The organism is Microbispora sp. NPDC088329 (assembly GCF_040685655.1).
In the GTDB taxonomy this organism is placed as follows: Bacteria; Actinomycetota; Actinomycetes; order Streptosporangiales; family Streptosporangiaceae; genus Microbispora.
In genome coordinates, this window is record NZ_JBFBIP010000019.1 from 57,008 (window position 1) to 81,418 (window position 24,411).

25 protein-coding genes, 2 tRNA genes and 1 pseudogene are annotated in these 24,411 nt (G+C 70.8%); 20 read left to right on the top strand and 8 right to left on the bottom strand.

What is annotated here, in order from left to right; genetic code table 11:
- Nucleotides 1-13: 13 nt before the first annotated feature.
- The 10 genes from AB0O28_RS29390 to AB0O28_RS29435 all read left to right on the top strand — a co-directional run bounded on the left by AB0O28_RS29390 (nucleotide 14) and on the right by AB0O28_RS29435 (nucleotide 5,047).
- A complete protein-coding gene (locus tag AB0O28_RS29390; protein ID WP_363645731.1) occupies nucleotides 14-223 on the top strand; it encodes a transposase in 210 nt (69 codons plus the stop codon).
- A 59-nt stretch (nucleotides 224-282) separates the two neighbouring features.
- Entirely contained in the window at nucleotides 283-768 is a 486-nt protein-coding gene (locus AB0O28_RS29395) for a hypothetical protein (RefSeq protein WP_363645733.1), read from the top strand.
- A gap of 93 nt (nucleotides 769-861) precedes the next feature.
- Nucleotides 862-934, top strand: a tRNA-Thr gene (locus tag AB0O28_RS29400).
- Between the two features lie 177 nt (nucleotides 935-1,111).
- Nucleotides 1,112-1,185, top strand: a tRNA-Met gene (locus AB0O28_RS29405).
- 80 nt (nucleotides 1,186-1,265) lie between these two features.
- Nucleotides 1,266-1,430, top strand: coding sequence for a 50S ribosomal protein L33 (gene rpmG, locus AB0O28_RS29410; protein WP_036325591.1), 165 nt, complete (start codon nucleotides 1,266-1,268; stop codon nucleotides 1,428-1,430).
- Nucleotides 1,431-1,778: 348 nt separating this feature from the next.
- Complete coding sequence (locus AB0O28_RS29415; RefSeq protein WP_363645735.1) at nucleotides 1,779-2,228, top strand: MaoC family dehydratase N-terminal domain-containing protein; 450 nt, start codon at nucleotides 1,779-1,781, stop codon at nucleotides 2,226-2,228.
- Between the two features lie 2 nt (nucleotides 2,229-2,230).
- Nucleotides 2,231-2,659, top strand: coding sequence for a MaoC family dehydratase (locus AB0O28_RS29420; protein WP_363645737.1), 429 nt, complete (start codon nucleotides 2,231-2,233; stop codon nucleotides 2,657-2,659).
- 55 nt (nucleotides 2,660-2,714) lie between these two features.
- A complete protein-coding gene (locus tag AB0O28_RS29425; protein ID WP_363645738.1) occupies nucleotides 2,715-3,086 on the top strand; it encodes a hypothetical protein in 372 nt (123 codons plus the stop codon).
- A 129-nt stretch (nucleotides 3,087-3,215) separates the two neighbouring features.
- The gene (locus AB0O28_RS29430) at nucleotides 3,216-4,265 is read left to right on the top strand and encodes a UDP-N-acetylmuramate dehydrogenase (RefSeq protein WP_363645740.1); all 1,050 of its coding nucleotides are present in this window, start codon (nucleotides 3,216-3,218) and stop codon (nucleotides 4,263-4,265) included.
- Between the two features lie 212 nt (nucleotides 4,266-4,477).
- On the top strand, nucleotides 4,478-5,047 hold the full coding sequence (locus AB0O28_RS29435; protein WP_363645742.1) for a TMEM165/GDT1 family protein: 570 nt from the start codon (nucleotides 4,478-4,480) through the stop codon (nucleotides 5,045-5,047).
- On the opposite strand, the gene AB0O28_RS29440 is transcribed toward AB0O28_RS29435, so the two are convergent.
- Both AB0O28_RS29440 and AB0O28_RS29445 read right to left on the bottom strand, forming a co-directional pair.
- On the bottom strand, nucleotides 5,044-7,911 hold the full coding sequence (locus AB0O28_RS29440) for an AAA family ATPase (protein ID WP_363645744.1): 2,868 nt from the start codon (nucleotides 7,909-7,911) through the stop codon (nucleotides 5,044-5,046). The genes AB0O28_RS29435 and AB0O28_RS29440 overlap by 4 nt on opposite strands.
- 132 nt (nucleotides 7,912-8,043) lie before the next feature.
- Entirely contained in the window at nucleotides 8,044-8,211 is a 168-nt protein-coding gene (locus tag AB0O28_RS29445) for a hypothetical protein (RefSeq protein WP_363645746.1), read from the bottom strand.
- A gap of 199 nt (nucleotides 8,212-8,410) precedes the next feature.
- On the opposite strand from AB0O28_RS29445, the gene deoC reads away from it, so the two are divergent.
- The 3 genes from deoC to AB0O28_RS29460 all read left to right on the top strand — a co-directional run bounded on the left by deoC (nucleotide 8,411) and on the right by AB0O28_RS29460 (nucleotide 11,877).
- Nucleotides 8,411-9,349, top strand: a complete 939-nt coding sequence (deoC, locus tag AB0O28_RS29450; protein WP_363645748.1) for a deoxyribose-phosphate aldolase — start codon at nucleotides 8,411-8,413, stop codon at nucleotides 9,347-9,349.
- A 15-nt stretch (nucleotides 9,350-9,364) separates the two neighbouring features.
- The gene (locus AB0O28_RS29455) at nucleotides 9,365-10,792 is read left to right on the top strand and encodes an aldehyde dehydrogenase family protein (protein WP_363645751.1); all 1,428 of its coding nucleotides are present in this window, start codon (nucleotides 9,365-9,367) and stop codon (nucleotides 10,790-10,792) included.
- A gap of 212 nt (nucleotides 10,793-11,004) precedes the next feature.
- Nucleotides 11,005-11,877, top strand: coding sequence for an aldehyde dehydrogenase family protein (locus AB0O28_RS29460; RefSeq protein ID WP_363645753.1), 873 nt, complete (start codon nucleotides 11,005-11,007; stop codon nucleotides 11,875-11,877).
- A gap of 11 nt (nucleotides 11,878-11,888) precedes the next feature.
- Here the strand turns inward: AB0O28_RS29460 and rho are convergent.
- Nucleotides 11,889-12,905, bottom strand: a pseudogene (gene rho / locus AB0O28_RS29465) (transcription termination factor Rho); the annotation flags it as partial.
- 421 nt (nucleotides 12,906-13,326) lie between these two features.
- A complete protein-coding gene (locus AB0O28_RS29470) occupies nucleotides 13,327-13,905 on the bottom strand; it encodes a hypothetical protein (protein WP_363645755.1) in 579 nt (192 codons plus the stop codon).
- 200 nt (nucleotides 13,906-14,105) lie between these two features.
- On the opposite strand from AB0O28_RS29470, the gene AB0O28_RS29475 reads away from it, so the two are divergent.
- From AB0O28_RS29475 to lipB, 6 genes are all read left to right on the top strand, one after another.
- Entirely contained in the window at nucleotides 14,106-15,155 is a 1,050-nt protein-coding gene (locus tag AB0O28_RS29475; RefSeq protein WP_363645757.1) for an iron-siderophore ABC transporter substrate-binding protein, read from the top strand.
- Between the two features lie 39 nt (nucleotides 15,156-15,194).
- Entirely contained in the window at nucleotides 15,195-16,217 is a 1,023-nt protein-coding gene (locus AB0O28_RS29480; RefSeq protein WP_363645759.1) for an iron ABC transporter permease, read from the top strand.
- 2 nt (nucleotides 16,218-16,219) lie between these two features.
- Nucleotides 16,220-17,290: an iron chelate uptake ABC transporter family permease subunit gene (locus tag AB0O28_RS29485; RefSeq protein ID WP_363645889.1), complete on the top strand. Its 1,071-nt coding sequence runs from the start codon at nucleotides 16,220-16,222 to the stop codon at nucleotides 17,288-17,290.
- Nucleotides 17,287-18,084, top strand: coding sequence for an ABC transporter ATP-binding protein (locus tag AB0O28_RS29490; protein WP_363645761.1), 798 nt, complete (start codon nucleotides 17,287-17,289; stop codon nucleotides 18,082-18,084). The genes AB0O28_RS29485 and AB0O28_RS29490 overlap by 4 nt, the downstream gene beginning before the upstream one ends.
- Before the next feature lie 106 nt (nucleotides 18,085-18,190).
- The gene (locus AB0O28_RS29495) at nucleotides 18,191-18,406 is read left to right on the top strand and encodes a PspC domain-containing protein (RefSeq protein WP_363645763.1); all 216 of its coding nucleotides are present in this window, start codon (nucleotides 18,191-18,193) and stop codon (nucleotides 18,404-18,406) included.
- Between the two features lie 51 nt (nucleotides 18,407-18,457).
- Nucleotides 18,458-19,096 (top strand): lipoyl(octanoyl) transferase LipB, encoded by a 639-nt coding sequence (lipB, locus tag AB0O28_RS29500; RefSeq protein WP_363645765.1) that lies wholly within the window; start codon nucleotides 18,458-18,460, stop codon nucleotides 19,094-19,096.
- A 46-nt stretch (nucleotides 19,097-19,142) separates the two neighbouring features.
- Here the strand turns inward: lipB and AB0O28_RS29505 are convergent, their stop codons facing one another.
- From AB0O28_RS29505 to AB0O28_RS29520, 4 genes are all read right to left on the bottom strand, one after another.
- A complete protein-coding gene (locus tag AB0O28_RS29505) occupies nucleotides 19,143-20,174 on the bottom strand; it encodes a phosphotransferase (RefSeq protein WP_363645767.1) in 1,032 nt (343 codons plus the stop codon).
- A 50-nt stretch (nucleotides 20,175-20,224) separates the two neighbouring features.
- Nucleotides 20,225-21,799 carry an amino acid permease gene (locus AB0O28_RS29510; RefSeq protein ID WP_363645769.1) on the bottom strand — a complete coding sequence of 525 codons (1,575 nt, stop codon included), beginning with the start codon at nucleotides 21,797-21,799 and terminating at the stop codon, nucleotides 20,225-20,227.
- 199 nt (nucleotides 21,800-21,998) lie between these two features.
- A complete protein-coding gene (locus AB0O28_RS29515; RefSeq protein WP_363645771.1) occupies nucleotides 21,999-22,877 on the bottom strand; it encodes a sugar kinase in 879 nt (292 codons plus the stop codon).
- A 67-nt stretch (nucleotides 22,878-22,944) separates the two neighbouring features.
- Nucleotides 22,945-23,490, bottom strand: coding sequence for a type 1 glutamine amidotransferase domain-containing protein (locus AB0O28_RS29520; protein WP_363645773.1), 546 nt, complete (start codon nucleotides 23,488-23,490; stop codon nucleotides 22,945-22,947).
- Between the two features lie 83 nt (nucleotides 23,491-23,573).
- Between AB0O28_RS29520 and AB0O28_RS29525 the strand changes: the two genes are divergently transcribed.
- Nucleotides 23,574-24,374 carry a DUF72 domain-containing protein gene (locus AB0O28_RS29525; RefSeq protein WP_363645775.1) on the top strand — a complete coding sequence of 267 codons (801 nt, stop codon included), beginning with the start codon at nucleotides 23,574-23,576 and terminating at the stop codon, nucleotides 24,372-24,374.
- The last annotated feature ends 37 nt before the right edge of the window (nucleotides 24,375-24,411 follow it).

Here is a 24,411-nt window from a genome sequence, read left to right on the forward strand (position 1 = left end):
GCTTTGTTCCCCTATGGACAGCCGATGGGTGGGACCGGACGGATACGAGATCGTTCCCGCGTACCGCCGCGACCGCCAGGTGCTGCGGGTGCGGCGCAACGGCCGTGTGGTGGCCGACTGCTCGTCGGTCGAGGAGGTCGCCCGATATGTCGACCTCGCCGACCTGTGTGAGGTGATCCCGCTGCCCACCCGGGACGCAGCCGCCCGTACGGCCGTCAAGTAGCCGGGTCACAGGCGTAACAGCCGTCTGCCCTGGGCACTCAGAGTGCCGAGGGGGAAACGATGCGCCTGCCTTCCGGGCCGCCGTCCGGGCTGCCTGCCAGACCGCCCGCCAGACTGCCTGGCACCGTCTCCGCGCTCGCCGCGGCCGTCCTGGGATCGGCCGCGCTCGGCGCCGCCGTCGGCGGCTGCGGATCGGCGCTCACGCAATCCGCGGCGGAGACGCCGGTGTACGTGCTCAACTTCCAGAACGCCGAACGGGGCAGGGCCGACCAGCGGCCGGCGAACCTCGTGCTCTCGGAGTTCAGCGCGCTGAGCGCGGTCACCTGGCGGACCTGGGGGCCGACCCGGGCGACCGGCGCGGGCAAGCTCAGCGGCACCTGGTGCCTGCCCGAGTGCGCGGACGCGCCGTACGACGCCACGGTGACGCTGAGCAGCGTGGTCCCGGTCAAGGGCAAGGGCTACTTCAGCCGGTACGCGATCACGGCCGACGTGCCGGTCCGGCACCGTCCGGAGGCCGATCTGTCCGGAGTGCTGCCGACGCCCTGAGCGCCCTGGCCCGGGGGTGATTCGAATTCGCGTACGCCGCCGTGGCCGTGTATGGTTACACCTGTCCGCAGCGCGAGAGCGACAAGCGGGCCCGCCCCTATAGCTCAGTCGGCAGAGCGTCTCCATGGTAAGGAGAAGGTCAACGGTTCGATTCCGTTTGGGGGCTCTAGTCGAGAAGTCCTATCCAAGCAGTGTTTCTGACTGAGCGCTGCGGGGTGGGGCTTTCGGCTTGGTGGGGATATCTTGTCCCCGCCGGAAGACCGACCTCGATCATGGCTGATCCCGATGCGCGAATAGCCGTACAGGTCGGGTATCCTTGCGTGGCCGGATGCATTCCGGTCAAGGCGGAGTAGCTCAGTCAGGCAGAGCAAGCGGCTCATAATCGCTGTGTCGCCGGTTCAAGTCCGGCCTCCGCTACTACCCTCCCCGGGTCACCTGGACAAGGCGGCCCCGGTGCGGGTTGTCCAGTAGTCCCGAACGCAGAAAGGCACTCCCACGTGGCTGCCACAGACGTTAGGCCGAAGATCACGCTGGCCTGCCAGGAGTGCAAGCACCGCAACTACATCACGCGGAAGAACCGGCGCAACGACCCGGATCGGCTTGAGCTGAAGAAGTACTGCCCCAACTGCAAGACGCACCGGGCGCACCGCGAGACCCGCTAGTTCCGGCGCACGGTCTCGTAGGCACCACTTCAGGCACGGTTCCGTAGGACCATTCAGCATGGTTCCGTAGGCACCACTTCAAGCGCGGTTCCGTAGGACCATTCAGCATGGTTCCGTAGGCACCACTTCAAGCGCGGTTCCGTAGGCACCACTTCAGGACCCCACCGCACTTCCGACACCGGCGTTCCCCTTCGGGGGCGCCGGTTTGTCGTGTCCGGATTCGCTGTGTCCGGAGGGCGCCGGGCCGCGGTGCTTCGGTAGCGTTGATCTCCGGTGGCGGTGCCCGCCTACCGGGGATCGTTTTGTTACGGTACGGCCTACCCAGCTCATCCGAAGGAGCCCGGCCCGATGCCTTTGAACCGCGATTTCGTCGGACGGACGTACGAGTCGTCCGCGCCCTACGAGGTCAGCCGCGTGAAGATCAGTGAGTTCGCCACGGCGATCGGCGACTCCAACCCGATCTACCACGACAGGCGGGCCGCCACGGCGGCCGGGCACCCGGACGTCGTCGCGCCGCCGACGTTCCCCATCGTGTTCAGCCTTCTCGGGACCGGCGACGCCCTCGCCGACCCCGGCCTCGGGCTCAACTTCGCGATGGTCGTGCACGGTGAGCAGAGGTTCGAGTACGAGCGGCCCATTCACGCGGGCGACGAGCTGGTGTGCACCTCGACCATCGCGGAGATCCGCAGCGTCGGCCGCAACGAGTTCCTGACCCTGCGCAGCGACGTCTCGACCACCTCCGGCGAACTGGTCTGCCGGACGTACAACACCATCGTGGAGCGGGGAGGGGCGGCCTGATCATGGCGGCGACGGTCAAGTACGACGAGGTGGAGACCGGCCAGGAGATCCCGGCCGTCGAGTATCGGGTCCGCCGGGTGGACCTGGTGAGGTACGCCGGGGCTTCGGGCGACTTCAACCCCATCCACTGGAACGAGCGGCACGCGAAGGCGGTCGGACTACCCGACGTCATCGCGCACGGCATGTACACGATGGCGCAGGGCGGCCGGTTCGTCACGGACTGGGCGGGCGACCCCGGCGCGGTGGTGGACTACGGCGTGCGCTTCTCGTCCATGGTCGTGGTGCCCGACGACGACAACGGCGCCACGATCACGATCAGCGGGATCATCGAGGACAAGCGCGAGGACAAGCGCGTCGTCGTCGCGCTGACCGCGAGGTCCGGCGACGCCCGCGTCCTGTCCAAGGCCCGCGCGGTGGTTCAGCTCTCCTGACCGGCATCTTCCGACCGGTCGATTGGCCGTGGCGGTGCTGGGTAGCGGTCGGATCGTGAGCGAGCGAGACATCGAAGCCAAGAACGAGCCGGTCACCACCCAGCGGGAGAGCGGTGACGTCGCCGGCGTCGCCGCGGAGACCCAGGACCCCGGCGAGGCCGGCGACGCCCACGGCGGCGCGATGCCGTCGCCGCGGGCGCGGAACGCCAGGCAGGCCGCCGGGGCCGCGGGCCCGGAAGAGATCGCCGAGGCCAAGCGGGACGTCGCCCCCGGCGGGACGATCGAGACCGCGCTGACGCCCTCGGGGGAGGCGTCGGTGGTCGCCTCCCAGCTCCTGTGGGACGGCAGCTCGGCCACCTCGAGGGTCGACGAGTCGATAGCCGCCAACGCCCCCGCCGACGACCCCGAGGACCACCCCCAGCCGTGATCTCGCACTGATGCCACTTCGCGATACCGCGTGTTCTGCGACGAACCACAAGATCGCAGGGACAGAGGGGCGGGGGGAGGGTGGCTATCCTGGTCGTTCACACAGCCCGGGGGATGCGTGAGGAGACCGATGGCTGACCGGTTGGCAGGGGTGCCGCTCGCCCCGTACATCACGTTGCGTACGGGCGGGCCCGCCCGGGCGTTCACGCAGGTGGAGACGCAGAACGAGCTGGTCGCGACCGTGGCGGAGGCCGACCGCGAGGGCGAGTCCGTGCTGGTGCTCGGCGGCGGCAGCAACCTCGTGGTGTCCGACGACGGGTTCGACGGGCTCGTGGTGCGCGTCGCCACCCAAGGCGTCGACGTCATGGCCGAGGACGGCCGTGTGCGCGTCACCGTGCAGGCGGGGGAGGACTGGGACGCCCTGGTCGCCCGCTGCGTGGCCGAGGGCTGGTCGGGCGTCGAGTGCCTGTCGGGGGTTCCCGGGCTGGTGGGCTCCACCCCTATCCAGAACGTCGGCGCGTACGGGCAGGACGTCTCGCAGACCGTCGAGGGCGTCCGCGTGTACGACCGGATGACCGGCGAGGTGGCAGACCTCACGGCGGCCGAGTGCGGCTTCGCCTACCGGCACAGCGCGTTCAAGCACGACCCCGGCCGGCACCTGGTGCTGGCCGTCACCTACGCCCTGGAGCGCTCACCGCTGTCGGGGCCCGTGGCCTACAAGGAGCTGGCCGTCCGCCTCGGGGTGGAGATCGGTGCGCGGGTGCCGCTGGCCGACGCGCGGGAGGCCGTGCTGGAGCTGCGGCGGGGCAAGGGCATGGTCCTCGATCCCGGCGACCCGGACACGCGCAGCGCGGGGTCGTTCTTCACCAACCCCGTGCTCGGCCCGGATGAGGCGGCGGCCCTGGCGCTGCGGGCGCCCGGACATCCCCGCTGGGACATGCCCGACGGCACGGTCAAGGTCCCGGCGGCGTGGCTGATCGAGAACGCGGGGTTCCCCAAGGGCTACGAGAGGGGCCGGGCCCGCATCTCGACCAAGCACACGCTGGCCCTCACCAACCCCACCGGCGAGGCGGGCGCGGAGGAGCTGCTGGCGCTGGCCCGCGAGGTGCGCGACGGCGTGCACGAGAAGTTCGGAGTATGGCTCGTCAACGAGCCCGTGCTGGTGGGAGTGAGTCTTTAGCTCGGTTAAACTGGGATAACCCCGAAGGGGAGTAGTCCGAAATCCACTGATCGACACACTGGCGTTCGCACGCCCGGTCGTGGAGCCCTCGTGGCGGACGAGACCTTCGGCCCGACAGTCATGAACACATGCTGCCGGGCCGAAGTCGTGCCCGCACTCCTCGGGTGTCGTACGGCGGCCCGGTCGCACCTCCCCTCTAGGAAGGCGACCCCGTGCAAGCCCTCTGGATCTCCCTCGTCGTCATCTTCGTGGCCGAGCTGGGTGACAAGAGCCAGCTCATGGCTCTGACCTTCGCGACCCGGTTCAAGACGTGGCCGGTGCTGGCCGGCATCACCGCCGCGACCGCGCTCGTCCACCTCGTCAGCGTCGGCCTCGGCCGGCTCGTCGGTAACGCACTCCCCACCACCGCAATCTCGATCATCGCCGGTATCGCGTTCCTCGCCTTCGCCGCCTGGACGCTGCGTGGCGACGAACTCACCGAGGAGGAGGAGGGCAAGGCGGCCAAGACCACCCGCAACGCGTTCATCGCCGTCGGCGTGGCGTTCTTCCTCAGTGAGCTGGGCGACAAGACCATGATCGCCACCATCACGCTGGCCACCCAGCACGGCTGGTTCGGCACGTGGGTCGGCTCCACCGTCGGCATGGTCGCCGCCGACGCGCTGGCCATCCTGGTCGGCCGGTTCCTCGGCACGCGCCTGCCCGAGAAGTGGATCAAGTATGGCGCGGCCGCCGCGTTCGCCGTCTTCGGCGTGCTGCTGCTGATCGAGCCCCTGATCGCCTAGGAGTCGAGCAGGGACAGGCGGTGGGCCGCGGCGGCGGCCTCTCCCCGGGTCGACACGCCCAGCTTGGGCAGGATGTTCGACACGTGCACGCTGACGGTCTTGGCCGAGATGAACAGCTCGGCCGCGATGTCCCGGTTGCTGCGCCCGGCCGCCACCAGGCGCAGCACCTCCAGCTCGCGCGGGGTCAGGTCGGCCTGCCGTACGGGCTCGGACGGCGCGGCGTCGGAGAGGGGCGAGCCGACGCGGCGGGCCAGCGTCTCGATCTGGGTGGCCAGAGGGGTGGCGCGCAGCGCTACGGCGAGCGGGCAGGCCTCGCGCAGCCGAGCGGAGGCCCCCTCGCGGTCGCCGCTCGCGGCGGCGGCCAGGGCGCCGTGCAACAGCGCCTTGGCCCGGACGTACGGACGGCCCAGCCGCCGCCACGCCTCGGCCGCGGCGTCGAACTCACCCCGGTACACCAGTCCGAACGCCTCGTTCACCGGCCCGTCGCCCAGGTTCTCGGCCAGGCGGTCGCCCATGGCGCGTACGCGCTCGACCCGCTCGGGGGCGACCGGCGCCGCCGCGTCGCAGACGTACCGGACCGACGCGAGCAGCCGCCCGGCGAGCATGGCCTTGCGGGCCAGCGGCGGGTTGTCCAGCGCCGCCTCCAGCACGTCCAGGGCCTGCAGCGGCTCGCCGCGCAGCAGGTGCCACGCGACGCGCAGACGGGTGTTGTTCGTCCACTCCTGCGTGTGCTCGTCGCGATGCGGGGAGAAGGCGCCGACCTCGGTGAGGATGTCCTGTGCCAGTTCCTCCTCGCCGCGCCCGATCGCGATGTCCGCACGGACGCGCAGCATGTGCCAGCGGGTACGCATCGTGGGGCCCATGGTCATGGACCGTTCGATGACCTCGACGGCCTCGTCCCACCGGCCGAGCGACTCCAGCGCCTCCGCCCGGTTGTTGGCGATGAACACCCCCTGGTGACGGAACCTGCCGTACCGCCGGGCGAGCTTCTCGCCCTCCAGGGCGAGCTCCACGGCCTCCTGGGAGCGGCCGAGATTGTCGAGGGCGTCCACGTTGTTGCCGAGGGCGCGCAGGATGATCCGGGGCGAGTCGAGGCGGGTGCCCATCGCCAGCGCGCGGTCGTTGAGCGCGAACGTGGTCTCCAGATCCCCGTTGATGGAGTGGCCGAGCGCGAGGTTGATCAGAAGGTCGGCCTCCTGGGCCTCGTCGCCGGTCTCGCGGGCGATGCGCAGCGCCTCCTCGGTGAGCGCGGTCCCCTCGACGACCCCGTCACTGCACATCAGCACCTGACCCAGCCGGGTCAGCACGAGCGCGCGGATGTCTCCCGGCCGCGGGACCAGTCGCTCGGCGCGCCGCAGGTCCTCCAGCCCACCCGGCTTGCCCTTCTGGGACTTGACGTTCGCCATGCGGACCAGGAGCTCGGCCACCCGTTCCGGGGCGTTCCGCTCGTCGAGTTCGGCCAGCGCGCCGCGCACATACTTGAGGCTCTGCTCCATCTCGCCGCTGACGTACGCCGCCTCGGAGGCCCGTTCCAGCACCGTGCAGTGGTCGTGGCCGATGCGCTCGGCGGCGTCGGGCACCTTGTCCCACAGCGTCAGCACGCGTTCGAGCAGCTGGATCTGCTCGGTGTAGGCGAACGACTTGGCCGCCTTCTCTGCCGCCTCCCAGGCCGAGATCAGCGCCCACAGGTCGTCGCGCGCGGAGTACCAGTGGTGGGCGATCTCGATGGCCGCCCGCCCCGGGGGCACCAGGGTGCGGTCGCGGTCGATCTCCTCGGCGTACCGCGCGTGCATCCGCGCGTGCTCGCCGGGCAGCAGCTCGTCGTGGACCGCCTCGCGGATCAGGGCGTGCCGGAACGCGTACACCCCGCCGTCGGCCACCTGCAGGACGTTGGCGGCGATGGCTGGCCGCAGCGCGTTCTCCAGGTCGACGTCGGACAGCCCGCTGACCGCCGCGAGCAGGTCGTGCCCGACGCGTACGCCCCCGGCGGCGGCGACCCTGAGCACCCGCTGCGTCTCCTCGGGCAGCCGCTCCACCGAGCCGATGATCAGGTCGTGCAGCGAGTCGGGGAACGAGCACTCGTCGCCGCAGTCGAGCAGCGCCTCCACGAACAGCGGGATGCCGCCGCTGCGTTCGAAGACCCGGTCGACCTTGGCGAACTCGGGGGTCACCCCGAGGATCCCGGCCATCTGCGCGGCGACCTCGTCCTGGGTGAAGCGGGGCAGCTCCGCCCGGACCACGCCGTCGACCCGCCCCAGCTCGGCCAGCACCGGCCGCAGAGGATGGGTGCGGTGCAACTCGTCCGAGCGGTATGTCATCACCATCAGGACGGGGGCCGTCCTGAGGTTGCGGCTGAGGAAGGCGATCAGATCGCGGCTGGAGCGGTCGGCCCAGTGGATGTCCTCGATGACGAGCACCACCGGCCGCCGCTCGGCGAGGCGTTCCAGCAGGGTGAGGATCAGCTCGAACAACCGCGCACGGGCCGACTCGGTCTCCCCGTCGCCGCTCGGCTCGCCGAACTCGGGCAGCAGCCTGGCCAGGTCGCGGGCGGCGCCGTCGGGCAGCAGGGCGGCGATCTCGGCCGCGCCGCTCTCCCTCACCAGTTGCCGCAGCGCCGCGGTGAACGGCGCGTACGCCAGGCCCTCGGCGGACAGCTCCACGCAGCCCCCGACGAGCACGTGGGCGCCGTCCTGTGCGGCCTGTTCGGCGAACCGGCCCGCGAGGCGGGTCTTCCCCACGCCCGCCTCGCCGCCGATGAGCACCGCCGCGGTGGCCTGCTTACGGGCCTGGTCGTAGGCCTCGCCCAGGGTCTCCAGCTCCGCGTCCCGCCCGACGAAGACGGGGCTAACAGCCCGGCGTGTCATGTCGTAAAGCATGTCATGACCCTTTGCGTGGCTTCGCCTGGTTTTCTGGTCAGACCTGTGTGGCCCATGGGGCTCAAGGCGGCTGACAAGCCCGGCCGGGAGGGAGGATCCGGCCGGGCCTTCTTACGCGTCTCACGAGGTGCGGAGCTTGCCGAAGGCCGCACGCAGCCGGCGCTGACCGGCGCGCTGCCGGCCCTTCGTCGCCGCCTGCGCCTCGCGGGCGCGCCGGTGGCTCGCGGCCTCCTCCTGAAGCTGGGCCGCCCGGTTGATCATTACCTGGTAGTGCAGTTCCGGACCCATCGCTGTGTCTCCTCGTTTTCGGGCCTCTGTTCCGTACTCTTCAAGGTTCGGTCTAAGGCGCGGGGCGGCACATCGGGCGGATGCCTTATCTCTGGCACGGTCAGGGGCCGTAGGACTTCTAAGGCGGATAAGGCGATGCCTTAGGAACCCGGGTTTGGAATCAATCCAAGTGGTCGGGGATGCTGGTTCCGTGCCAACTATGACTACTCCGCTCGCGGAGGTCGCCTCCTCACCCTCGACGTTGCGGGCGTTCCTGCACGGCCTTCCCGGGGTCGACCGGGTCGGGGCGGACGGACGGGCCGCGATGCTGGGCACGCGATCCATCAAGACGACCGCCAAGAAACAGGCCATCGACATGGCCATCGGGATGGTCGACCTCACCACCCTGGAAGGCGCGGACACCCCCGGCAAGGTCAGGGCGATGTGCGCCAAGGCGGTGCGGCCCGATCCCGCCGACTCCTCAGTGCCGCCCGTCGCCGCCGTCTGCGTGTACCCCGACCTGGTGGCGACCGCCGTCGAGGCCCTCGCGGGGTCGGGCGTGAAGGTGGCCTCCGTCGCCACGTCGTTCCCCAGCGGCCGGTCCTCGCTGGAGGTGAAGGTCGCCGAGACGTCCCTCGCCGTGGCCGCAGGAGCGGCCGAGATCGACATGGTCATCGACCGCGGCGCTTTCCTCGCCGGCGACTACCTCAAGGTGTTCGAGGAGATCGTCGCCGTCAAGGAAGCCTGTGCCGACGCTCATCTGAAGGTGATCCTGGAGACCGGCGAACTCGCGACGTACGACAACGTGCGGCGGGCCTCCTGGCTCGCGATGATCGCCGGGGCGGACTTCATCAAGACCTCGACCGGCAAGGTGTCGCCGGCAGCGACGCTCCCGGTGACGCTCGTCATGCTGGAGGCCGTGCGCGACTTCCTCGCCGCGACCGGCCGCAAGGTGGGCGTGAAGCCCGCGGGCGGCATCCGCACCACCAAGGACGCCATCAAGTATCTGGTGCTGGTCAACGAGACCGCCGGGCCCGACTGGCTGCACGCCGACTGGTTCCGCCTCGGCGCCTCCTCGCTGCTGAACGACCTGCTCATGCAGCGGCAGAAGATGGCCACCGGCCGGTACGCCGGTCCCGACTACTTCACGCTGGACTGAGGGCTGGACTGAGGCATGTTCGAATACGCACCCGCGCCCGAGTCGCGGGACATCGTCGACATCCGGCCGTCGTACGGCCTGTTCATCAACGGCGAGTGGGTCGAGCCGCAGGGCGAGGAGCGCCACAAGACCGTCAACCCGGCCACCGAGGAGGTGCTCGCGGAGGTCGCGTGGGCGGGGGAGGCCGACGTCGACCGCGCCGTTCGGGCCGCGGCCACGGCGTTCCCCGTGTGGTCGGCCATGCCGGGCGCGGAGCGGGCCAAGTACCTGTTCCGCATCGCCCGGATCATCCAGGAACGGGCGCGTGAGCTGGCCGTGCTGGAGACGCTCGACAACGGCAAGCCGATCCGGGAGTCCCGCGACGTGGACCTCCCGCTGGTCGCCGCCCACTTCTTCTACTACGCGGGCTGGGCCGACAAGCTCTCCTACGCGGGGTTCGGTCCTGATCCCCGTCCGCTGGGCGTGGCCGGGCAGGTCATCCCGTGGAACTTCCCGCTGCTCATGCTGGCCTGGAAGATCGCGCCCGCGCTGGCCTGCGGCAACACGGTCGTGCTCAAGCCGGCCGAGACCACGCCGCTGACCGCGCTGGCGTTCGCCGACATCTGCCGTCAGGCCGACCTGCCGCCGGGGGTCGTCAACATCGTCACCGGCGCGGGCGGGACGGGCGCGGCGCTGGTGAACCACCCCGGCGTGGACAAGGTCGCCTTCACCGGCTCGACCGAGGTCGGCCGCCTCATCGCCAGGAGTCTCGCGGGGACCCGCAAGAAGCTCACGCTGGAGCTCGGCGGCAAGGCCGCCAACATCGTGTTCGAGGACGCGCCGCTCGACCAGGCCGTCGAGGGCATCGTCAACGGCATCTTCTTCAACCAGGGCCACGTCTGCTGCGCCGGGTCCCGGCTGCTGGTGCAGGAGTCGGTCGCCGCCGATCTGCTGGAGGCGCTCAAGCGGCGCCTCGGCACGCTGCGGCTCGGCGATCCGCTGGACAAGAACACCGACATCGGCGCGATCAACTCGGCCGAGCAGCTCGCCAAGATCCGCGAGCTGTCGGAGGCAGGGGAGGCCGAGGGCGCCGAGCGGTGGTCGCCGGCCTGCCCGATCCCCGACCGCGGCTACTGGTTCCCGCCCACCCTGTTCACCGGCGTGGCCCAGTCGCACCGCATCGCCCGCGAGGAGATCTTCGGCCCGGTGCTGTCGGTGCTGACCTTCCGCACCCCGGCCGAGGCCGTGGAGAAGGCCAACAACACGCCGTACGGGCTGTCGGCGGGCGTGTGGACCGAGAAGGGCTCGCTGATGCTGTGGACGGCGGCCCGGCTGCGGGCCGGCGTCGTCTGGTCCAACACGTTCAACCGGTTCGATCCCACCTCGCCGTTCGGCGGCTACAAGGAGTCGGGCTACGGCCGCGAAGGCGGGCGCCAGGGTCTGGAGGCATACCTTGCGGTGTGATCACCCCTCCGGCCGCCCGTGTGGCAGGTGCGGCGACGGGCAGCGCCGCCGGCTGGTAAGGCGGGCCCGCGCGGGAGCCGGCGAAGGCTTCGCCCGGGCCCGTCGCTCCGGCCGCTTCGCCGTACGGCACGGCTGGTTCGCGCACCGCGGCGGCGTGTGCCGCTGCGGCCAGACCTACCGGCCGGCCCGTCCACTGGAGATTGGAACCTTCGATGAGTGAGCGCACAGAACGGCTGGGCGTGCGCAAGACGTACAAGCTGTTCATCGGCGGCGCGTTCCCGCGTTCGGAAAGCGGAAGGTCGTATGCCGTGACCTCCTCCAAGGGCGACTTCATCGCCAACGCGGCCAGGGCCTCGCGCAAGGACGCCAGGGACGCGGTCGCGGCCGCGCGCAAGGCGTTCCCGGGCTGGTCCGGGGCCACGGCGTACAACAGGGGCCAGATCCTCTACCGGATCGCCGAGATGCTGGAGGGCCGCCGCGCGCAGTTCGTCGCGGAGATCACCGCTGTGGGCGGCGTGGGGGCCAAGCAGGCCGGCGAGATGGTGGACGCGGCGGTCGACCGGCTGGTCTGGTACGCGGGCTGGTCCGACAAGATCGGGGCGGTCCTCGGGTCGGCCAACCCGGTCGCCGGGCCGTACTTCAACCTGTCGAGCCCGGAGCCGACCGGCGTGGTGGCCGTGGTCGCCCCGCAGGGACCGCTGCTCGGGCTGGTCAGCGTGATCGCCCCGGTGATCGTGACGGGCAACACCTGTGTGGTGGTGGCCTGCGAGCGCGCGCCGCTGCCGGCGATCACGCTGGCCGAGGTGCTGGCGACCTCCGACCTGCCGGGCGGGGTGGTGAACATCCTCACCGGCTCGGCCGCCGAGATCGCCCCCTGGCTCGCGGGCCACATGGACGTCAACGGCATCGATCTGACGGGCGCCGACGCCGAGCTGGCCGTCACGTGTGAGGAACTGGCCGCGGAGAACCTCAAGCGGGTGCTCCGGCCGCCGGCCGCTCCCGTGGACTGGCTCGCCGACCCCGGCATCGAGCGGATGACGGCGTTCCTGGAGACCAAGACCGTCTGGCACCCGATCGGGGTTTAGGTCGTGGCTGCCTAGCCCTTCGCCAGGGCCAGGAGGAGTTCGGCGTTCGAGCCCGTGTTCTTCAGCGTGGTGAGGAAGCGTTCGAACGCCTCCTGGTCCTGCATCGCCCGGCGCAGTCGCCGCACCGGCGGCAGCTCGGCGGGGTGGAGCAGCAGCTCCTCGCGGCGGGTGCCGGAGGCGACGACGTCGACGGCGGGGAAGACGCGGCGGTCGGCCAGGCTCCGGCTCAGCTTCAGCTCCATGTTGCCGGTGCTCTTGAGCTCCTCGAAGACGATGTCGTCCATCTTCGAGCCCGTCTCGACCAGCGCGGTGGCGAGGATCGTGAGCGAGCCGCCGCCCTCGATGTTGCGGGCGGCGCCGAGCACCTTCTTGGGCTGGTGCAGGGCGCGGACGTCCATGCCGCCCGTCAGCACGCGCCCGCCGCTCGGCGCGGCCATGTTGTACGCCCGGCCGAGGCGGGTGATCGAGTCCATCAGTACGACCACGTCGCGGCCCGTCTCCACGAGCCGCTTGGCCCGTTCGACGGCGAGTTCCGCCACGGCGATGTGGTCCTGCGGCGCGCGGTCGAAGGTCGAGGCGATGACCTCGGCCCGGACCGACTCGCGCATGTCGGTGACCTCCTCGGGCCGCTCGTCCACCAGGACGACCATGAGGTGGCATTCGGGGTGGTTGGTCGTGATCGCGTTCGCGACGGCCTTGAGGAGCATCGTCTTGCCGGCCTTCGGCGGGGCGACGATCAGGCCGCGCTGGCCCTTGCCGATCGGGGCGAACAGGTCGACGACCCGCGTGGCCGGCATGGTCCGCGTCGTCTCCAGGCGCAGCCGCTCGTCGGGGTGGATCGGCACGAGATCGGCGAAATCCGGCCGCGCGGTGTCCACGGGCGCGCCGTTCACGACCGTGACGGCGGTGAGCGTGCCGTTCTGGGCGATGCCGCGGACGTGGTCGCCGCGGCGCAGGCCGAGCGCGTCCGCGAGCGTGGCCGGGACGGTCACGTCCTTCGGGCCGGGCAGGTAGCCGTTCGTACGGATGACCGTGTTCCTGCCCGACCGGTCGAGCAGGCCGGTGACCTCGGTGGTCCGGGTGTCCTTCGTACGGGCCGGCCTGGTGCGGGAACCGCTGCGCGGCTTCGGGACGCTGAGAGTGGTGGTCATGGGACTCCTTGGGTCTGGGACATGTGGGTGCACGCTGATCAGGGACGGCCGGTCCGGCCGGAGCGGAGGGGGAGGGAGCGGGGACCGCGGCGAAGGCCCGGCGGAGCGGGCTTCGCGAGGACCGAGGTTTCCTCCCGGCGCGGCGTCTCGGTGCATGGCGGCCCGTGCTGCTTGGACCGGTGGCGGAGAGATGCTCGCGGGACACGTGCGACGCGCGTATGGGCTCACAGATGGAGCCAGAACCATACGGCTTGCCGCTGACTATAACAGGCTGACCTGGTTCGGTGATTCCCTCCCGCTATCGGGCCTGGAGGGCGTCGAGCGCCACGGCCATGGCGATGACGAGGCGGCGGTCGAGGCGTGGGTCGCGGATCTCGATGGCGTACCGGTCGCGCAGGCCCCACCTGCGGTCGACCGAGAACGCGATCGAGGCGCCGATGCTGAAGTCGAAGTGGTACGGCAGCCATTCCAGTGAGTCGGAGAACCGGCGCAGCAGAGCGACCGCCATGTTCCGCTCATGTCCGGTCAGTGTCGGCAGTCCCGGCTGCTGGAGGTGCCAGGTCGAGCGGAGCAGCGACCGGCCGAAGTCCTTGCGGAACGTGCCGATCGGGGCCCCCGCGTGGTCGATCACGTCGTACTCGCCGGCCAGGTCGAGGACCTTGCGGGCCTTGAAGCCGGCCAGCGTCTCCTGCCGGGACTCGTCCGTGTAGAGCGTGACCTGCTCCTTGAGCGCCATCCGCTTCTGCTCCGCGAAGGCCACGATCTCGCCTTCGGAACCGTCGGGGCGAGCCACATGGACGACGTACCTGTTCACCATCATGGTGATCTTCTGCCGCAGGTGCAGGCGGGTCTGCGCCTGCAGGGCCGCTATGTCCATGTGAATCTCCAAAGACGGTTCTTTGCCTCCCTATATGCCCTCTTCCCGAAGAAGATCACCAGTGAGATGCCGCCGAATCGGCGACCCTGCGCGTTGGATGACATCAGTGACCATAACCACACTTTTCGGGCTTGTAGAAACCAGAGAAGATCCCTATAAGGTAAGGCTTACCTAATCACTGTCTCGGCAGGGAGTCCTGTATGTTTCTCCGGCACCGCGGTCTCGGTCTCGGTCTCGGCGCCGTCGCGGTCGCCCTCTCGCTGGCCGCCTGCGGCACCTCCTCCGGTTCCGGCTCGGGCGCCGCCGCCGGAACGCCCGCCGCCGAGGCCGCCAAGAAGGCCGTCGCCAAGGGCGGCGCGGACTTCGGCACCGCCGCGGAGAAGACCGCCGCGATGGGCACCGATGCAAAGCCGGGCGAGTGGCCGCGCACCGTCACCCACGCCATGGGCACGACCGAGATCAAGGCCGCGCCCCAGCGGGTCGTCGTCCTGGACGTCGGGGAGCTCGACAACGTCGTGTCCCTGGGCGTCAAGCCGGTCGGCTTCGCGCCCAGCGAGGGGTCGCCCGAACTGCCGTCCTACCTGAAGCAGGACGCCGGCACCCCGAAGAACGTCGGCACGATCAACAACCTCAATCTGGAGGCGATCGCCGGGCTGCACCCGGACCTGATCCTCGGCAGCCAGTTGCGCGCCGCCGAGCAGTACGACGAGCTGTCGAAGATCGCCCCGACCGTGTTCTCCATCCGTCCCGGATTCACCTGGAAGGAGAACTACCTCCTCAACGCGGCCGCCCTCGACAAGACCGAGGAGGCCAAGGCGAAACTCGCGGAGTACGACCGCAAGGTGAAGGACCTCGGCGCGAAGCTGGGCGACGACAAGCCCGTCGTCTCGATGGTGCGCTTCATGCCCGACGGAGCGATCCGGCTCTACGCCAACGCCTCCTTCATCGGCACCATCCTCCAGGACGCCGGCATTCCGCGCCCGGACAACCAGAACATCCCCGACCTCGCCGCCGAGGTGAGCGCGGAGAACATCGACCAGGCGGACGCGGACGTCATCTTCACCGGCGTCTACGGCGATCCGAAGGCCACCGACAAGTCGGCGGTCCAGGGCAATCCGCTGTGGAAGAACCTCAAGGCGGTCAAGGCCGGGCACGCCTACGAGGTCCCGGACGAGACCTGGTATCTCGGTCTCGGTGTCACCGCCGCCATGCAGGTCGTCGGGGATCTGGACAGGTACCTCGCCGGGTAGGCGCACGCGGTCCCTCACCGGCTCCGAGAAAGCGAACGAATGCCCAGTGCCACCCGACGCCGCGTCGGCCCGACGGCCGGGGGCGCACTCCTGCTGGTCCTCGCCGGACTGCTGGTTGTCGCCGTGCTGCTCAGCCTCGCGGCAGGCAGCCGCCCGATCGCGCCGAGCGTGGTGGTGGACGCCCTGATTCACGGCGGCGGCAGCGACGACGCCCACGTCGTACGGTCGTTGCGGGTGCCTCGCACGCTCGTCGGGGTGATGGTCGGCGTCGCCCTCGCCGTGGCCGGCACGGTCATGCAGGGCATCACCCGCAACCCCATCGCCGAGCCCGGCATCCTGGGCGTCAGCCAGGGCGCTTCGGTGGGCGTGGTGTGCGCGATCGCGTTCTTCGGCGTGCACTCACTGAGCGGTTACGTGTGGTTCGCCTTCGCGGGCGCGGGGATCGCGGCGGTCGCGGTCTACATCATCGCCAGCGGCGGACGCGGCGGCGCCACCCCGGTCACGCTCGCCCTGGCCGGCACCGCGATGAACGCCCTGCTCGCCTCCGTCGTCTCCGGCATAACGACGACCGACGCCGAGGCCTTGGACGAGTTCCGGTTCTGGCACGTCGGCTCGATCAGCGGGCGGAGCGCCGAGATCGCCGGGCAGACCTGGCCGTTCCTCCTCGCGGGGCTGCTGCTGGTCGCCTCGATGGCCCGGGGACTCGACGCGCTCGCGCTCGGGGAGGACGTGGCCAAGGGACTCGGCCACAACGTCCCCCTGCTGCGGACCCTCGGAGGTCTCGGCGCCACCGTCCTGACCGGCGTCGCGGTCGCCGCCGCCGGCCCCATCGCCTTCACCGGTCTGGCCGTCCCGCACATCGCGCGGGCGCTCGTCGGCACGGACCATCGCTGGGTCCTTCCCGCGGCGGCCCTGCTCGGTCCCGTGATGATCCTGGTCGCGGACGTGCTCGGCCGCGTCGTCTTCCCGGCCTCGGAGGTGCCGGTGGCCGTCATGACCGCACTGCTCGGCGTGCCGTTCCTGATCGCACTGGTACGCAGGAGGGCGGTGGTGGCGGCGTGACGATGCCCCATAGCCCCACGCGCCGCCCCGTGCGCCCCACCGGCTTCTCGGTCCTGCGCGCGGGGCGGGGCAGCTTCCTGCTGCACCGCAGAGCGGCCCTCGTCGCCGCCCTGCTCGGCGCGGTGCTCGCGGTGACCGCCGTCGTCTATCTGTGCGTCGGCGAGTCCTTCGTCAGCCCCACGGAGGTCGTCCGCGTGCTTGCGGGGCGACCGAGCCCCGACGAGTTCGTGGTCGGCACCCTGCGGATGCCCCGCCTCGTGGCCGGCCTGCTCGCCGGCGCCGCCTTCGGCATCGCCGGAGCCTTCATCCAGGCCGTGGCCCGCAACCCGCTCGCCAGTCCGGACGTGATCGGTGTGACACACGGCGCCGGCGCGGCGACCGTCGCCGCGATGACCTTCGGCGTCACCGCGCACACCGCGTTGCCGTACGTCTCGATCCTCGGCGGCCTGGCCGCCGCCGCGCTGGTCTACGTTTTCGCCTGGCGCAGGGGCCTGCACGCCGGCCGCTTCGTGCTCATCGGCATCGGCATCTCGGTGGCCCTCGGCTCCCTGACACAGCTGTTCCTCACCAAGGGCGACTACCTGGTGGCCCAGCAGGCCAAGGTCTGGCTCACCGGATCGCTCAACGGCCGCGGCTACGACCACGCCGCACCGCTCGCCTGGACGCTGCTCGTGCTGACGCCGGCGCTGCTCTGGGCGGCCAGGGCCCAGCGCACGGTGTCGTTCGACGACGACACGGCGACCGCTCTCGGCGTACGGCTCGGCCGGGTCCGCCTGGGCCTGACCGTCCTCGGCGTCGTCCTGGCGTCGGTGGCGACGGGCGCGGCGGGCCCGGTCGATTTCGTCGCGCTGCTCGCCCCGCAGATCGCCCGCCGTCTCACCCGCACCGCACAGATCCCCCTGGCCGGCTCCGCGCTGACCGGCGCCCTGATCGTGACCGCCGCGGATCTGCTGGCCCGCAGACTGTTCTCCCCGATCGAGCTGCCGGTCGGCGTGTTCACCGCGGCGGTGGGCGCCCCGTATCTGATGTGGCTGATCGTCCGCACTCGCAGCCGTTCCGGAGGCACCGCATGACCGGAAACCGCCTGAGGGCCGAAGGGCTCGTGCTCACGTACGAGGACCGCACGGTCGTCGACGGCCTCGATCTGGAGATCCCGGACGGGCAGGTCACCGTCATCATCGGGCCCAACGCGTGCGGCAAGTCCACGCTGCTGCGCGCGTTGGGCCGGCTGCTCAGGCCGCGGCGCGGCGCGGTCCTGCTGGACGGCACCGAGCTGGCACGCATCCCCACCAGACGGGTCGCCCGGGAGATCGGGCTGCTGCCGCAGACCCCGGTGCCGCCGGAGGGGATCACGGTCTCCGAGCTGGTCACCCGCGGCCGGCAGCCACACCACAAGTGGTGGCAGCAGTGGACGGAGGCGGACGAGAAGGCCGTGAGCGAGGCGATGGACCGCACCGCGACCGGCGATCTCGCGGAGCGGCCGGTCGACGAGCTGTCCGGCGGCCAGCGGCAGCGGGCCTGGATCGCGATGGCCCTCGCCCAGGACACCGGCCTCCTGCTGCTCGACGAGCCGACGACCTACCTCGACATCGCGCACCAGGTCGAGGTGCTCGACCTGGTGCGGCAGCTCAACCGCGAGCGCGGCCGGACCGTGGTCGTCGTCCTGCACGACCTCAACCAGGCCGCCCGCTACGCGGATCACCTCATCGCCATGAAGGCGGGACGCATCGTCGCCCAGGGCGCACCGGGCGACGTCATCACCGCCGATCTGGTCCACGAGGTCTTCGGACTCACGTCGGTCGTCGTACCGGACCCGGTGACGGGCGGTCCGCTCGTCGTGCCGGGCGCGCCCTGGCAACGCGAATAGCTCCTTGTGGCCTCAGGGTCAGGGGATCGGGGTTTTCTCAGGGTTCCTCGCGGAACGTGGATTACCCGACGGTCCGTTGAACCGGGTGAACGAAAGGAGCCGATCGATGTACCGATCGAGGCAGCACAAGATCATTGCTGGCGTCTGCGGGGGGATCGCGGACCGATACGGCATGTCGCCGACGGTCGTGCGGGTGCTGTTCCTGCTGTCCTGCATCCTGCCGGGTCCGCAGTTCGTGGCCTACCTCATCATGTGGGTGCTGTTTCCCAAGGCCCCGTCCGCTTCCGCCCACGGCTACGAGCACTCGTACGGCCCCAGGTAGGAAGCACCGGGCGCATGGCCGCGTTTATGCTCACATCGGAAGAGGTGAGCGATGATGCGGCAACGGCCCCTGACGCTGGTCCAGGACGAGCTGGTCGACTACGAGAAGGCCATGGAGCGCATGGCCGCGCTGGTCGAGGAACGACAGGACGACGCGCGGCCCGACACCCTGTGGCTGCTCAGCCATCCGCCGGTCTTCACGATCGGCAAGCGGACGCTGGAGACCCACCTGCCCGACCCGTCGGCCGGCATCCCCGTGGTGCCGACCGGCCGTGGCGGCCAGCTCACCTATCACGGGCCCGGGCAGCTCGTCGGTTATCTCATCGTGAAGCTGCGGGACGGCGAGGGCGTGGTCGACTACATCCGCGAGGTCGAGCTGCGGCTGGTCGAGGCGCTGGCCCGGATCGGCGTCCCGGCCGAGCGGCGTGACACCCCGCCCGGGTCGGAGCTGCTCACCGGCGTGTGGACGCGGGACACCGGGCGGAAGATCGTCTCGATCGGCATGCGGTCGAGCCGGTCGGTCACCAGCCACGGCTTCGCGCTCAACGTCGACGGCGACCTCACGCCGTGGAACCTCGCCATCCCCTGCGGCATGCCCGACGTGGAGATGACCTCGATCGCCCGCGAGCTCGGACGGGCCTCCATGGAGGAGACCCGCCCGGTCGTCGCGGAGGCGTTCGAGGCCTCCTGACGCCGCCGGTCACAGGGACGCCGCCGGTCATCAGGGACGTCGGCGGTCACAGGGCCCGGGCCGCGCTCTCCAGGCCGCGGGCCACCCGCTCCCGCCAGTCGTCGCGGAACATCGGCTGTGCTCGTTCCTCCAGTACCCACAGCGTGAGCTGAAGCCGGCGCAACGCCGTGAAGTCCCCGATCGCGTCCTCGTGGCTCGCGGGCAGCGGCCGTACGGCGCGGTATCCCGCGAGCAGGGCGGCACGCAGGTCCGCGGCGTGGGGCAGGTGGGCGAGTTCGCCCGCGGTCACGGCCAGGTCGTAGACGAAGTGGCCGTATCCGCAGTCGTCGAAGTCGATGGCGCGGACCTCGCCGCGGTGGAAGAGATAGTTCTCCTGGTGCAGGTCGCCGTGGATCAGGCCGTAGGCGCCCGGGCCGCGGCCCAGGGCGTCCCGGACGCGCCGGACGCGGTCCGTCACCGTCCGCACGATCTCGGCGCCCGCCGCCGAATGCACCCGCTCCACCAGGCGTGCCGCCTGCTCGGCCTCCTCCTGTGGCGGGGCCGCGGTGCGGCGGCCCGGCTCGGTGACGGCGTCGACGCGTCCCCGGGTGAAACCGGCCGGCGCCGTCCACCCGGCGCTGTGCAGGTGCAGGTGTGCGGTGAAGGCGCCCACCCGGCGCAGGTGCGCGGTGGTGAGCGCGGTGTCCAGGAACCGGCCGTCCACCCAGTGGTACAGCACGCAGCTGCGTGCCGCCGGCACCTCCGCGTGCTCGGCCACGGTCAGCAGGTCACCCGTACGGGTGGGCACCGGCTCGGGGACGGCCAGCGCGGTGTCGCGGCGCAGGGCCCGCAGCCACAGGGCCTCCGACCTGACCATCTCCGGGCTCGGGCCGCCGGGGCGCTGCACGCGGAGCACGTAACGCCGGCCGTCCGCGCCGTCCACCCGGAAGGTGGTGTTGAAGCCCTTCGCCATCGCGGTCAGGCGGGCCACCGGCACGTCGTAGGCCGACAGGGCCGTGCGGGCGAGCGCGGCCAGGCGGCGCGTGCGCCCCGCGCGGCTCAGTGCCTCGAACGGCGTGCGCCCGGTGTCGTCGATCATCAGACGAGCGTACGGCCCGCCCGGGTGGGGCGGGCCGTATTCCGGGCAGATCAGGCCACGGGCTCGGGCCGGCCGACGTCGTCGCCCATGTCGTCAACCGTGCGGCGGGGTCCGGCGAACCAGTGCTTGGCCGACAGGTGCCACCACAGGGCGATGCCGACGAGGACGGCGCCCACGGCGATGGGGGCGTAGTTCACCGACGTCCAGGCGAAGTCCTTGTTGCCCGGGACGCCCGCCGGGGCGATGGGCAGGATGAAGTAGATCGAGATGATCGCGATCTCGATCACCGCGATCCAGGACAGCGCCTTGTATTTGCGTCCCAGCGTCCACGGGCCCGGCTGGAACGAGTCTCCGGCCCGCAGCCGCAGCCAGATCGGGATGAGGAACGCCAGGTAGAGCCCGATCACCGCGATGGACACCACGGCGAGGAACGCGACGGGGGTCGTCGTGCCCTCGGGCGCGTAGAGCGCGGGCAGCGTGATCAGCAGCGCGACCCCGGAGCCACCGATGATCGCGTTGACCGGCGTGCGGTTGCGGTCGACCTTCGACCACAGTCGCCAGCCCGGCACCGCGCCGTCCCGCGAGAACGCGTACATCATCCGGGACATCGACGTCACGCAGCTCATGCCGCAGAAGAACTGGCCGATGGTGGAGATCCCGAAGACGACCGTGGCGAGGGAGGACGACAGCGACGAGGTGAAGATGGCCCCGACGAAGCCGCCCTCGGCGTTGACGGCGTCCACGTTCGTCGCCGCGAACAGGAACGACAGCAGCAGGATCCAGCCGCCGATCGCGGAGTAGAAGATCGACTGCCACAGGCCCCTGGCCGCGGTGCGGGCCGCGCCGTGGGTCTCCTCCGACACGTGGGCGCAGGCGTCGAAGCCGGTGATCGTGTACTGCGTGAGCAGGAAGCCCAGCGGCAGCACGTACAGCCAGAACGCCGGGCCCGAGTCGCCCTCGCCGAAACCGGAGTGGTTGAACGTCTCGAACAGGAAGCCCACGCTCTGGTGCTTCGACGGACCGAAGATCAGGATCAGCACGACGGCCGCCGCGCCGAACACGTGCCACCACACCGAGACGTTCTGCAGCAGCGAGATCAGGCGGTGGCTGAAGATGTTGATCAACGCGTGCAGCACCAGGACGATCGCGAACAGCAGGAAGGTCTGCCGCAGCGCGTTGCCGTTCGCCCAGGAGTCGCTGAACCGGCCGATGGTGATGTTCAGGAAGGTGGCGCAGCCGTAGTCGACCGACGCGGTCACCGCGATCAGCCCGATCAGGTTGAGCCAGCCGGTGAACCAGCCGTGCACCGGCCCGCCCAGCTTCGCGGCCCACCAGTAGATGCCGCCCGCCGTGGGGTACGCGGAGACCAGCTCCGCCATGCAGAAGCCGATGATCAAAATGAACGCCGAGATCAGCGGCCAGCCGATGGAGATCGCCAAAGGCCCGCCGTTGTTCCACGCCTGGCTGAACGTGGTGAAGCAGCCGGCCAGGATCGAGATGATGGAGAAGGAGATCGCGAAGTTGGAGAACCCGCTCCAGGTGCGGGCCAGTTCCTGCTTGTAGCCGAGTTCCGCCAGTCGTTTGGCGTCGTCGTCGTGGTCAGCGTCGTCGAGGGCTTGCGCCATTGAGGCCTCCTCTAACCGGTGCGGAGTTTCCGGACGCCGTCCGTCGTGATGGGCAGCGGCCGCCCGTCCCGGGCCGTGACGAGATCCACTGCGTCTGCGACGGGATCTGACATGCCCGGCTCCTTTTGGTCTGCCTTCAGACCATTGATCCGATTGTCCGGGCCCGGTGTTACAGGGCGGAGCGCCACAGAGGCGCGCGTCACGGGGGGAGTTCGCCGCGGGTGGGGAGGCCTTGCCAGGAGCTGTGGCTCGCGACGGCGAAGGCGGCCACCGAGATGCCGCGCTTGAGGCGGTCCGACGGGTGCAGCCCGTCCAGGATCGCGCTGAGATAGCCCGCGACGAACGCGCCGCCGACCTCGGCGGGTTCGACCGCGGTCACCGGGGCGGCCTGGGTGTCGTAGCGCAGGCCGTCGACGGTGGCGCTGGCTCCCTTGGCGCCCCGCGTCACCACCAGTTCTGGCCCGGACGCGAGCACGGACTCCACGAGCATGAGCTCGTCCTGCGTCGCGAAGAGCACGTCGGCCGAGGCGGCGAGTTCGGTGAGTCCCTGACGGGCCTCCTCGGCGCTCTCCCACAGGTTCGCGCGGTGGTTGACGTCCACCGAGACGAGCACCCCGGCGTCCCTGGCGAGCTTGACGGCGTGGTGGACGGCGCTCCACGCGAGGCCGCTCAGACCGAGGGTGACGCCGGTGACGTGCAGTATCCGCGCCGACTGCACCGCCTCACCGGGCACGTCGCCGGTCGACAGATGCGAACCGGCCGAGCCCTCCCGGTAGTGCACCGCGTGCGACGAACGGCCGATGCGCCGCTGACGCAGGATGAGCCCGGTCGCCGCCGTCTCGTCCACCCGTACGTGGGAGACGTCCACGCCCTCGCCGCGCAGGACGGTCAGCGTGCGGCTGCCCAGCTCGTCGGCGCTGACCCGGCCCAGCCAGCTCACCGTGTGGCCGAGCCGGGCCAGGCCGACCGCCGTCGTCAGCTCCGGCCCTTCCACGTCGAGGCGGATGGTCGCGTCATGCCGGAGCCGGTCGCCGGAGACGACGCCCAATGCCTCTCCGAGCGTGAAAACCTCGGTCATGCCGTGTATCCGCGGGGTTGCACCCGGAAAGCATGACAGACCTCGATCCGCCCGGGGAAGGCCCCGCTCAGGCGCCGAAGGCGTCCACGGCGGCCTGGCAGAAAGCCTTGAGGTCGTCCGGCTTCCGGCTGGTCACCAGCGTGTTCGGGCCGCCCGTGCAGACCATGACCTCCTGGTCCACCCAGGTCGCTCCCGCGTTGCGCAGATCCGTCTGGAGGCTGGGCCACGAGGTGAGCGTGCGCCCGCGCACCACGTCGGCCTCCACGAGGGTCCACGGCGCGTGGCAGATCGCCGCGACCGGCTTGCCCGCGTCGAAGAACTCCTTGACGAACCGTACGGCCTCCGGGCGCATCCGCAGGAAGTCGGGATTGGCGACCCCGCCGGGCAGGACCAGCCCGTCGAAGTCCGCGGCGGAGACGTCTGCGGCCACGGCGTCCACCGGGAAGGTGCCGGCCTTGTCGAGGTGGTTGAACGCCTGGATCTCCCCGGGCTCCACCGAGACCAGCCTCGGCGTACCGCCCGCCTGCTCGACGGCCTTCCACGGCTCGGTGAGCTCGACCTGCTCGACCCCCTCCGGGGCGACGAGGAATGCGATCGTCTTGCCCTGGATCATCGTTGCTCCCCTCTTTTGCTCGTTCTTGACGTCGCGTGCCCCGCCGGCCGCGATCTATGCCGTCTCCTGGGTAGGGGAAGGGCATGGCCGTGCTGGTGGGGACATCCGGGTGGCAGTACGCCGACTGGCGCGACCTCGTGTACGGCGGCGTGCCCCAGAGGCTGTGGCTGGAGAGCTACGGCGAGATCTTCGCGACGGTCGAGAACAACAACGCCTTCTACCGGCTGCCGAAGCGGGAGACGTTCGAGTCGTGGCGGGAGCGCACGCCGCCCGACTTCGTCATGGCGGTCAAGGCCAGCCGCTTCCTGACGCACATCAAGCGGCTGAAGGACCCGGAGGAGCCGGTCGAGCGGCTGATGGGCGTGGCCGAGGGCCTCGGCCCGAAGCTGGGGCCCATCCTGCTGCAGCTGCCGCCGACCCTGCAGGTGGACGCCGGGCGGCTGCGGGCCTGCCTGGCCCGGTTCCCGCGTGCCGTACGGGTCGCGGTCGAGCCGCGGCACGCCTCGTGGTGGACCGACGAGATCCGCGCCCTGCTGACCGAGTTCGGGGCCGCGTTGTGCTGGGCGGACCGGCTCGGCCGGCCGGCCGGGCCCCTGTGGCGTACAGCCGGCTGGGTTTACCTGCGCTTCCACGAGGGAGGGGCCGAGCCCTGGCCCAGCTACGGCCGGCGCGCGCTGCACAGCTGGGTCGATCGCCTGGGCGAGGCGACGGACGCCTACGTCTACTTCAACAACGATCCCGGCGGCGCCGCCGTACGCAACGCGATCACCTTCGCGGAGCTGGCGCGCGCGCAGGGGCGGGACGTCGGCAGGGTCCAGGCCCTTGAGAGGTCACACGAACGGCCGGTCGCCGGGGCGCGCCCGTCGCAGCCGGTCAGGTCGTGACCGGCGCCCGCGGGCCGGGCGCCGGAACGGCCCGCGG

What these genes read in the sequence shown, in the direction of transcription:
- deoC (WP_363645748.1), top strand. Translation starts at nt 8,411, where the DNA reads ATGACTACTCCGCTCGCGGAGGTCGCCTCCTCACCCTCGACGTTGCGG.
- AB0O28_RS29430 (WP_363645740.1), top strand. Translation starts at nt 3,216, where the DNA reads ATGGCTGACCGGTTGGCAGGGGTGCCGCTCGCCCCGTACATCACGTTG.
- AB0O28_RS29495 (WP_363645763.1), top strand. Translation starts at nt 18,191, where the DNA reads ATGTACCGATCGAGGCAGCACAAGATCATTGCTGGCGTCTGCGGGGGG.
- AB0O28_RS29475 (WP_363645757.1), top strand. Translation starts at nt 14,106, where the DNA reads ATGTTTCTCCGGCACCGCGGTCTCGGTCTCGGTCTCGGCGCCGTCGCG.
- AB0O28_RS29455 (WP_363645751.1), top strand. Translation starts at nt 9,365, where the DNA reads ATGTTCGAATACGCACCCGCGCCCGAGTCGCGGGACATCGTCGACATC.
- AB0O28_RS29525 (WP_363645775.1), top strand. Translation starts at nt 23,574, where the DNA reads ATGGCCGTGCTGGTGGGGACATCCGGGTGGCAGTACGCCGACTGGCGC.
- AB0O28_RS29440 (WP_363645744.1), bottom strand. Translation starts at nt 7,911, where the DNA reads ATGACACGCCGGGCTGTTAGCCCCGTCTTCGTCGGGCGGGACGCGGAG.
- AB0O28_RS29460 (WP_363645753.1), top strand. Translation starts at nt 11,005, where the DNA reads ATGAGTGAGCGCACAGAACGGCTGGGCGTGCGCAAGACGTACAAGCTG.
- AB0O28_RS29415 (WP_363645735.1), top strand. Translation starts at nt 1,779, where the DNA reads ATGCCTTTGAACCGCGATTTCGTCGGACGGACGTACGAGTCGTCCGCG.
- lipB (WP_363645765.1), top strand. Translation starts at nt 18,458, where the DNA reads ATGATGCGGCAACGGCCCCTGACGCTGGTCCAGGACGAGCTGGTCGAC.
- AB0O28_RS29395 (WP_363645733.1), top strand. Translation starts at nt 283, where the DNA reads ATGCGCCTGCCTTCCGGGCCGCCGTCCGGGCTGCCTGCCAGACCGCCC.
- AB0O28_RS29420 (WP_363645737.1), top strand. Translation starts at nt 2,231, where the DNA reads ATGGCGGCGACGGTCAAGTACGACGAGGTGGAGACCGGCCAGGAGATC.
- AB0O28_RS29485 (WP_363645889.1), top strand. Translation starts at nt 16,220, where the DNA reads ATGCCCCATAGCCCCACGCGCCGCCCCGTGCGCCCCACCGGCTTCTCG.
- AB0O28_RS29390 (WP_363645731.1), top strand. Translation starts at nt 14, where the DNA reads ATGGACAGCCGATGGGTGGGACCGGACGGATACGAGATCGTTCCCGCG.
- AB0O28_RS29515 (WP_363645771.1), bottom strand. Translation starts at nt 22,877, where the DNA reads ATGACCGAGGTTTTCACGCTCGGAGAGGCATTGGGCGTCGTCTCCGGC.
- AB0O28_RS29510 (WP_363645769.1), bottom strand. Translation starts at nt 21,799, where the DNA reads ATGGCGCAAGCCCTCGACGACGCTGACCACGACGACGACGCCAAACGA.
- AB0O28_RS29445 (WP_363645746.1), bottom strand. Translation starts at nt 8,211, where the DNA reads ATGGGTCCGGAACTGCACTACCAGGTAATGATCAACCGGGCGGCCCAG.
- AB0O28_RS29490 (WP_363645761.1), top strand. Translation starts at nt 17,287, where the DNA reads ATGACCGGAAACCGCCTGAGGGCCGAAGGGCTCGTGCTCACGTACGAG.
- AB0O28_RS29505 (WP_363645767.1), bottom strand. Translation starts at nt 20,174, where the DNA reads ATGATCGACGACACCGGGCGCACGCCGTTCGAGGCACTGAGCCGCGCG.
- AB0O28_RS29470 (WP_363645755.1), bottom strand. Translation starts at nt 13,905, where the DNA reads ATGGACATAGCGGCCCTGCAGGCGCAGACCCGCCTGCACCTGCGGCAG.
- AB0O28_RS29520 (WP_363645773.1), bottom strand. Translation starts at nt 23,490, where the DNA reads ATGATCCAGGGCAAGACGATCGCATTCCTCGTCGCCCCGGAGGGGGTC.
- AB0O28_RS29480 (WP_363645759.1), top strand. Translation starts at nt 15,195, where the DNA reads ATGCCCAGTGCCACCCGACGCCGCGTCGGCCCGACGGCCGGGGGCGCA.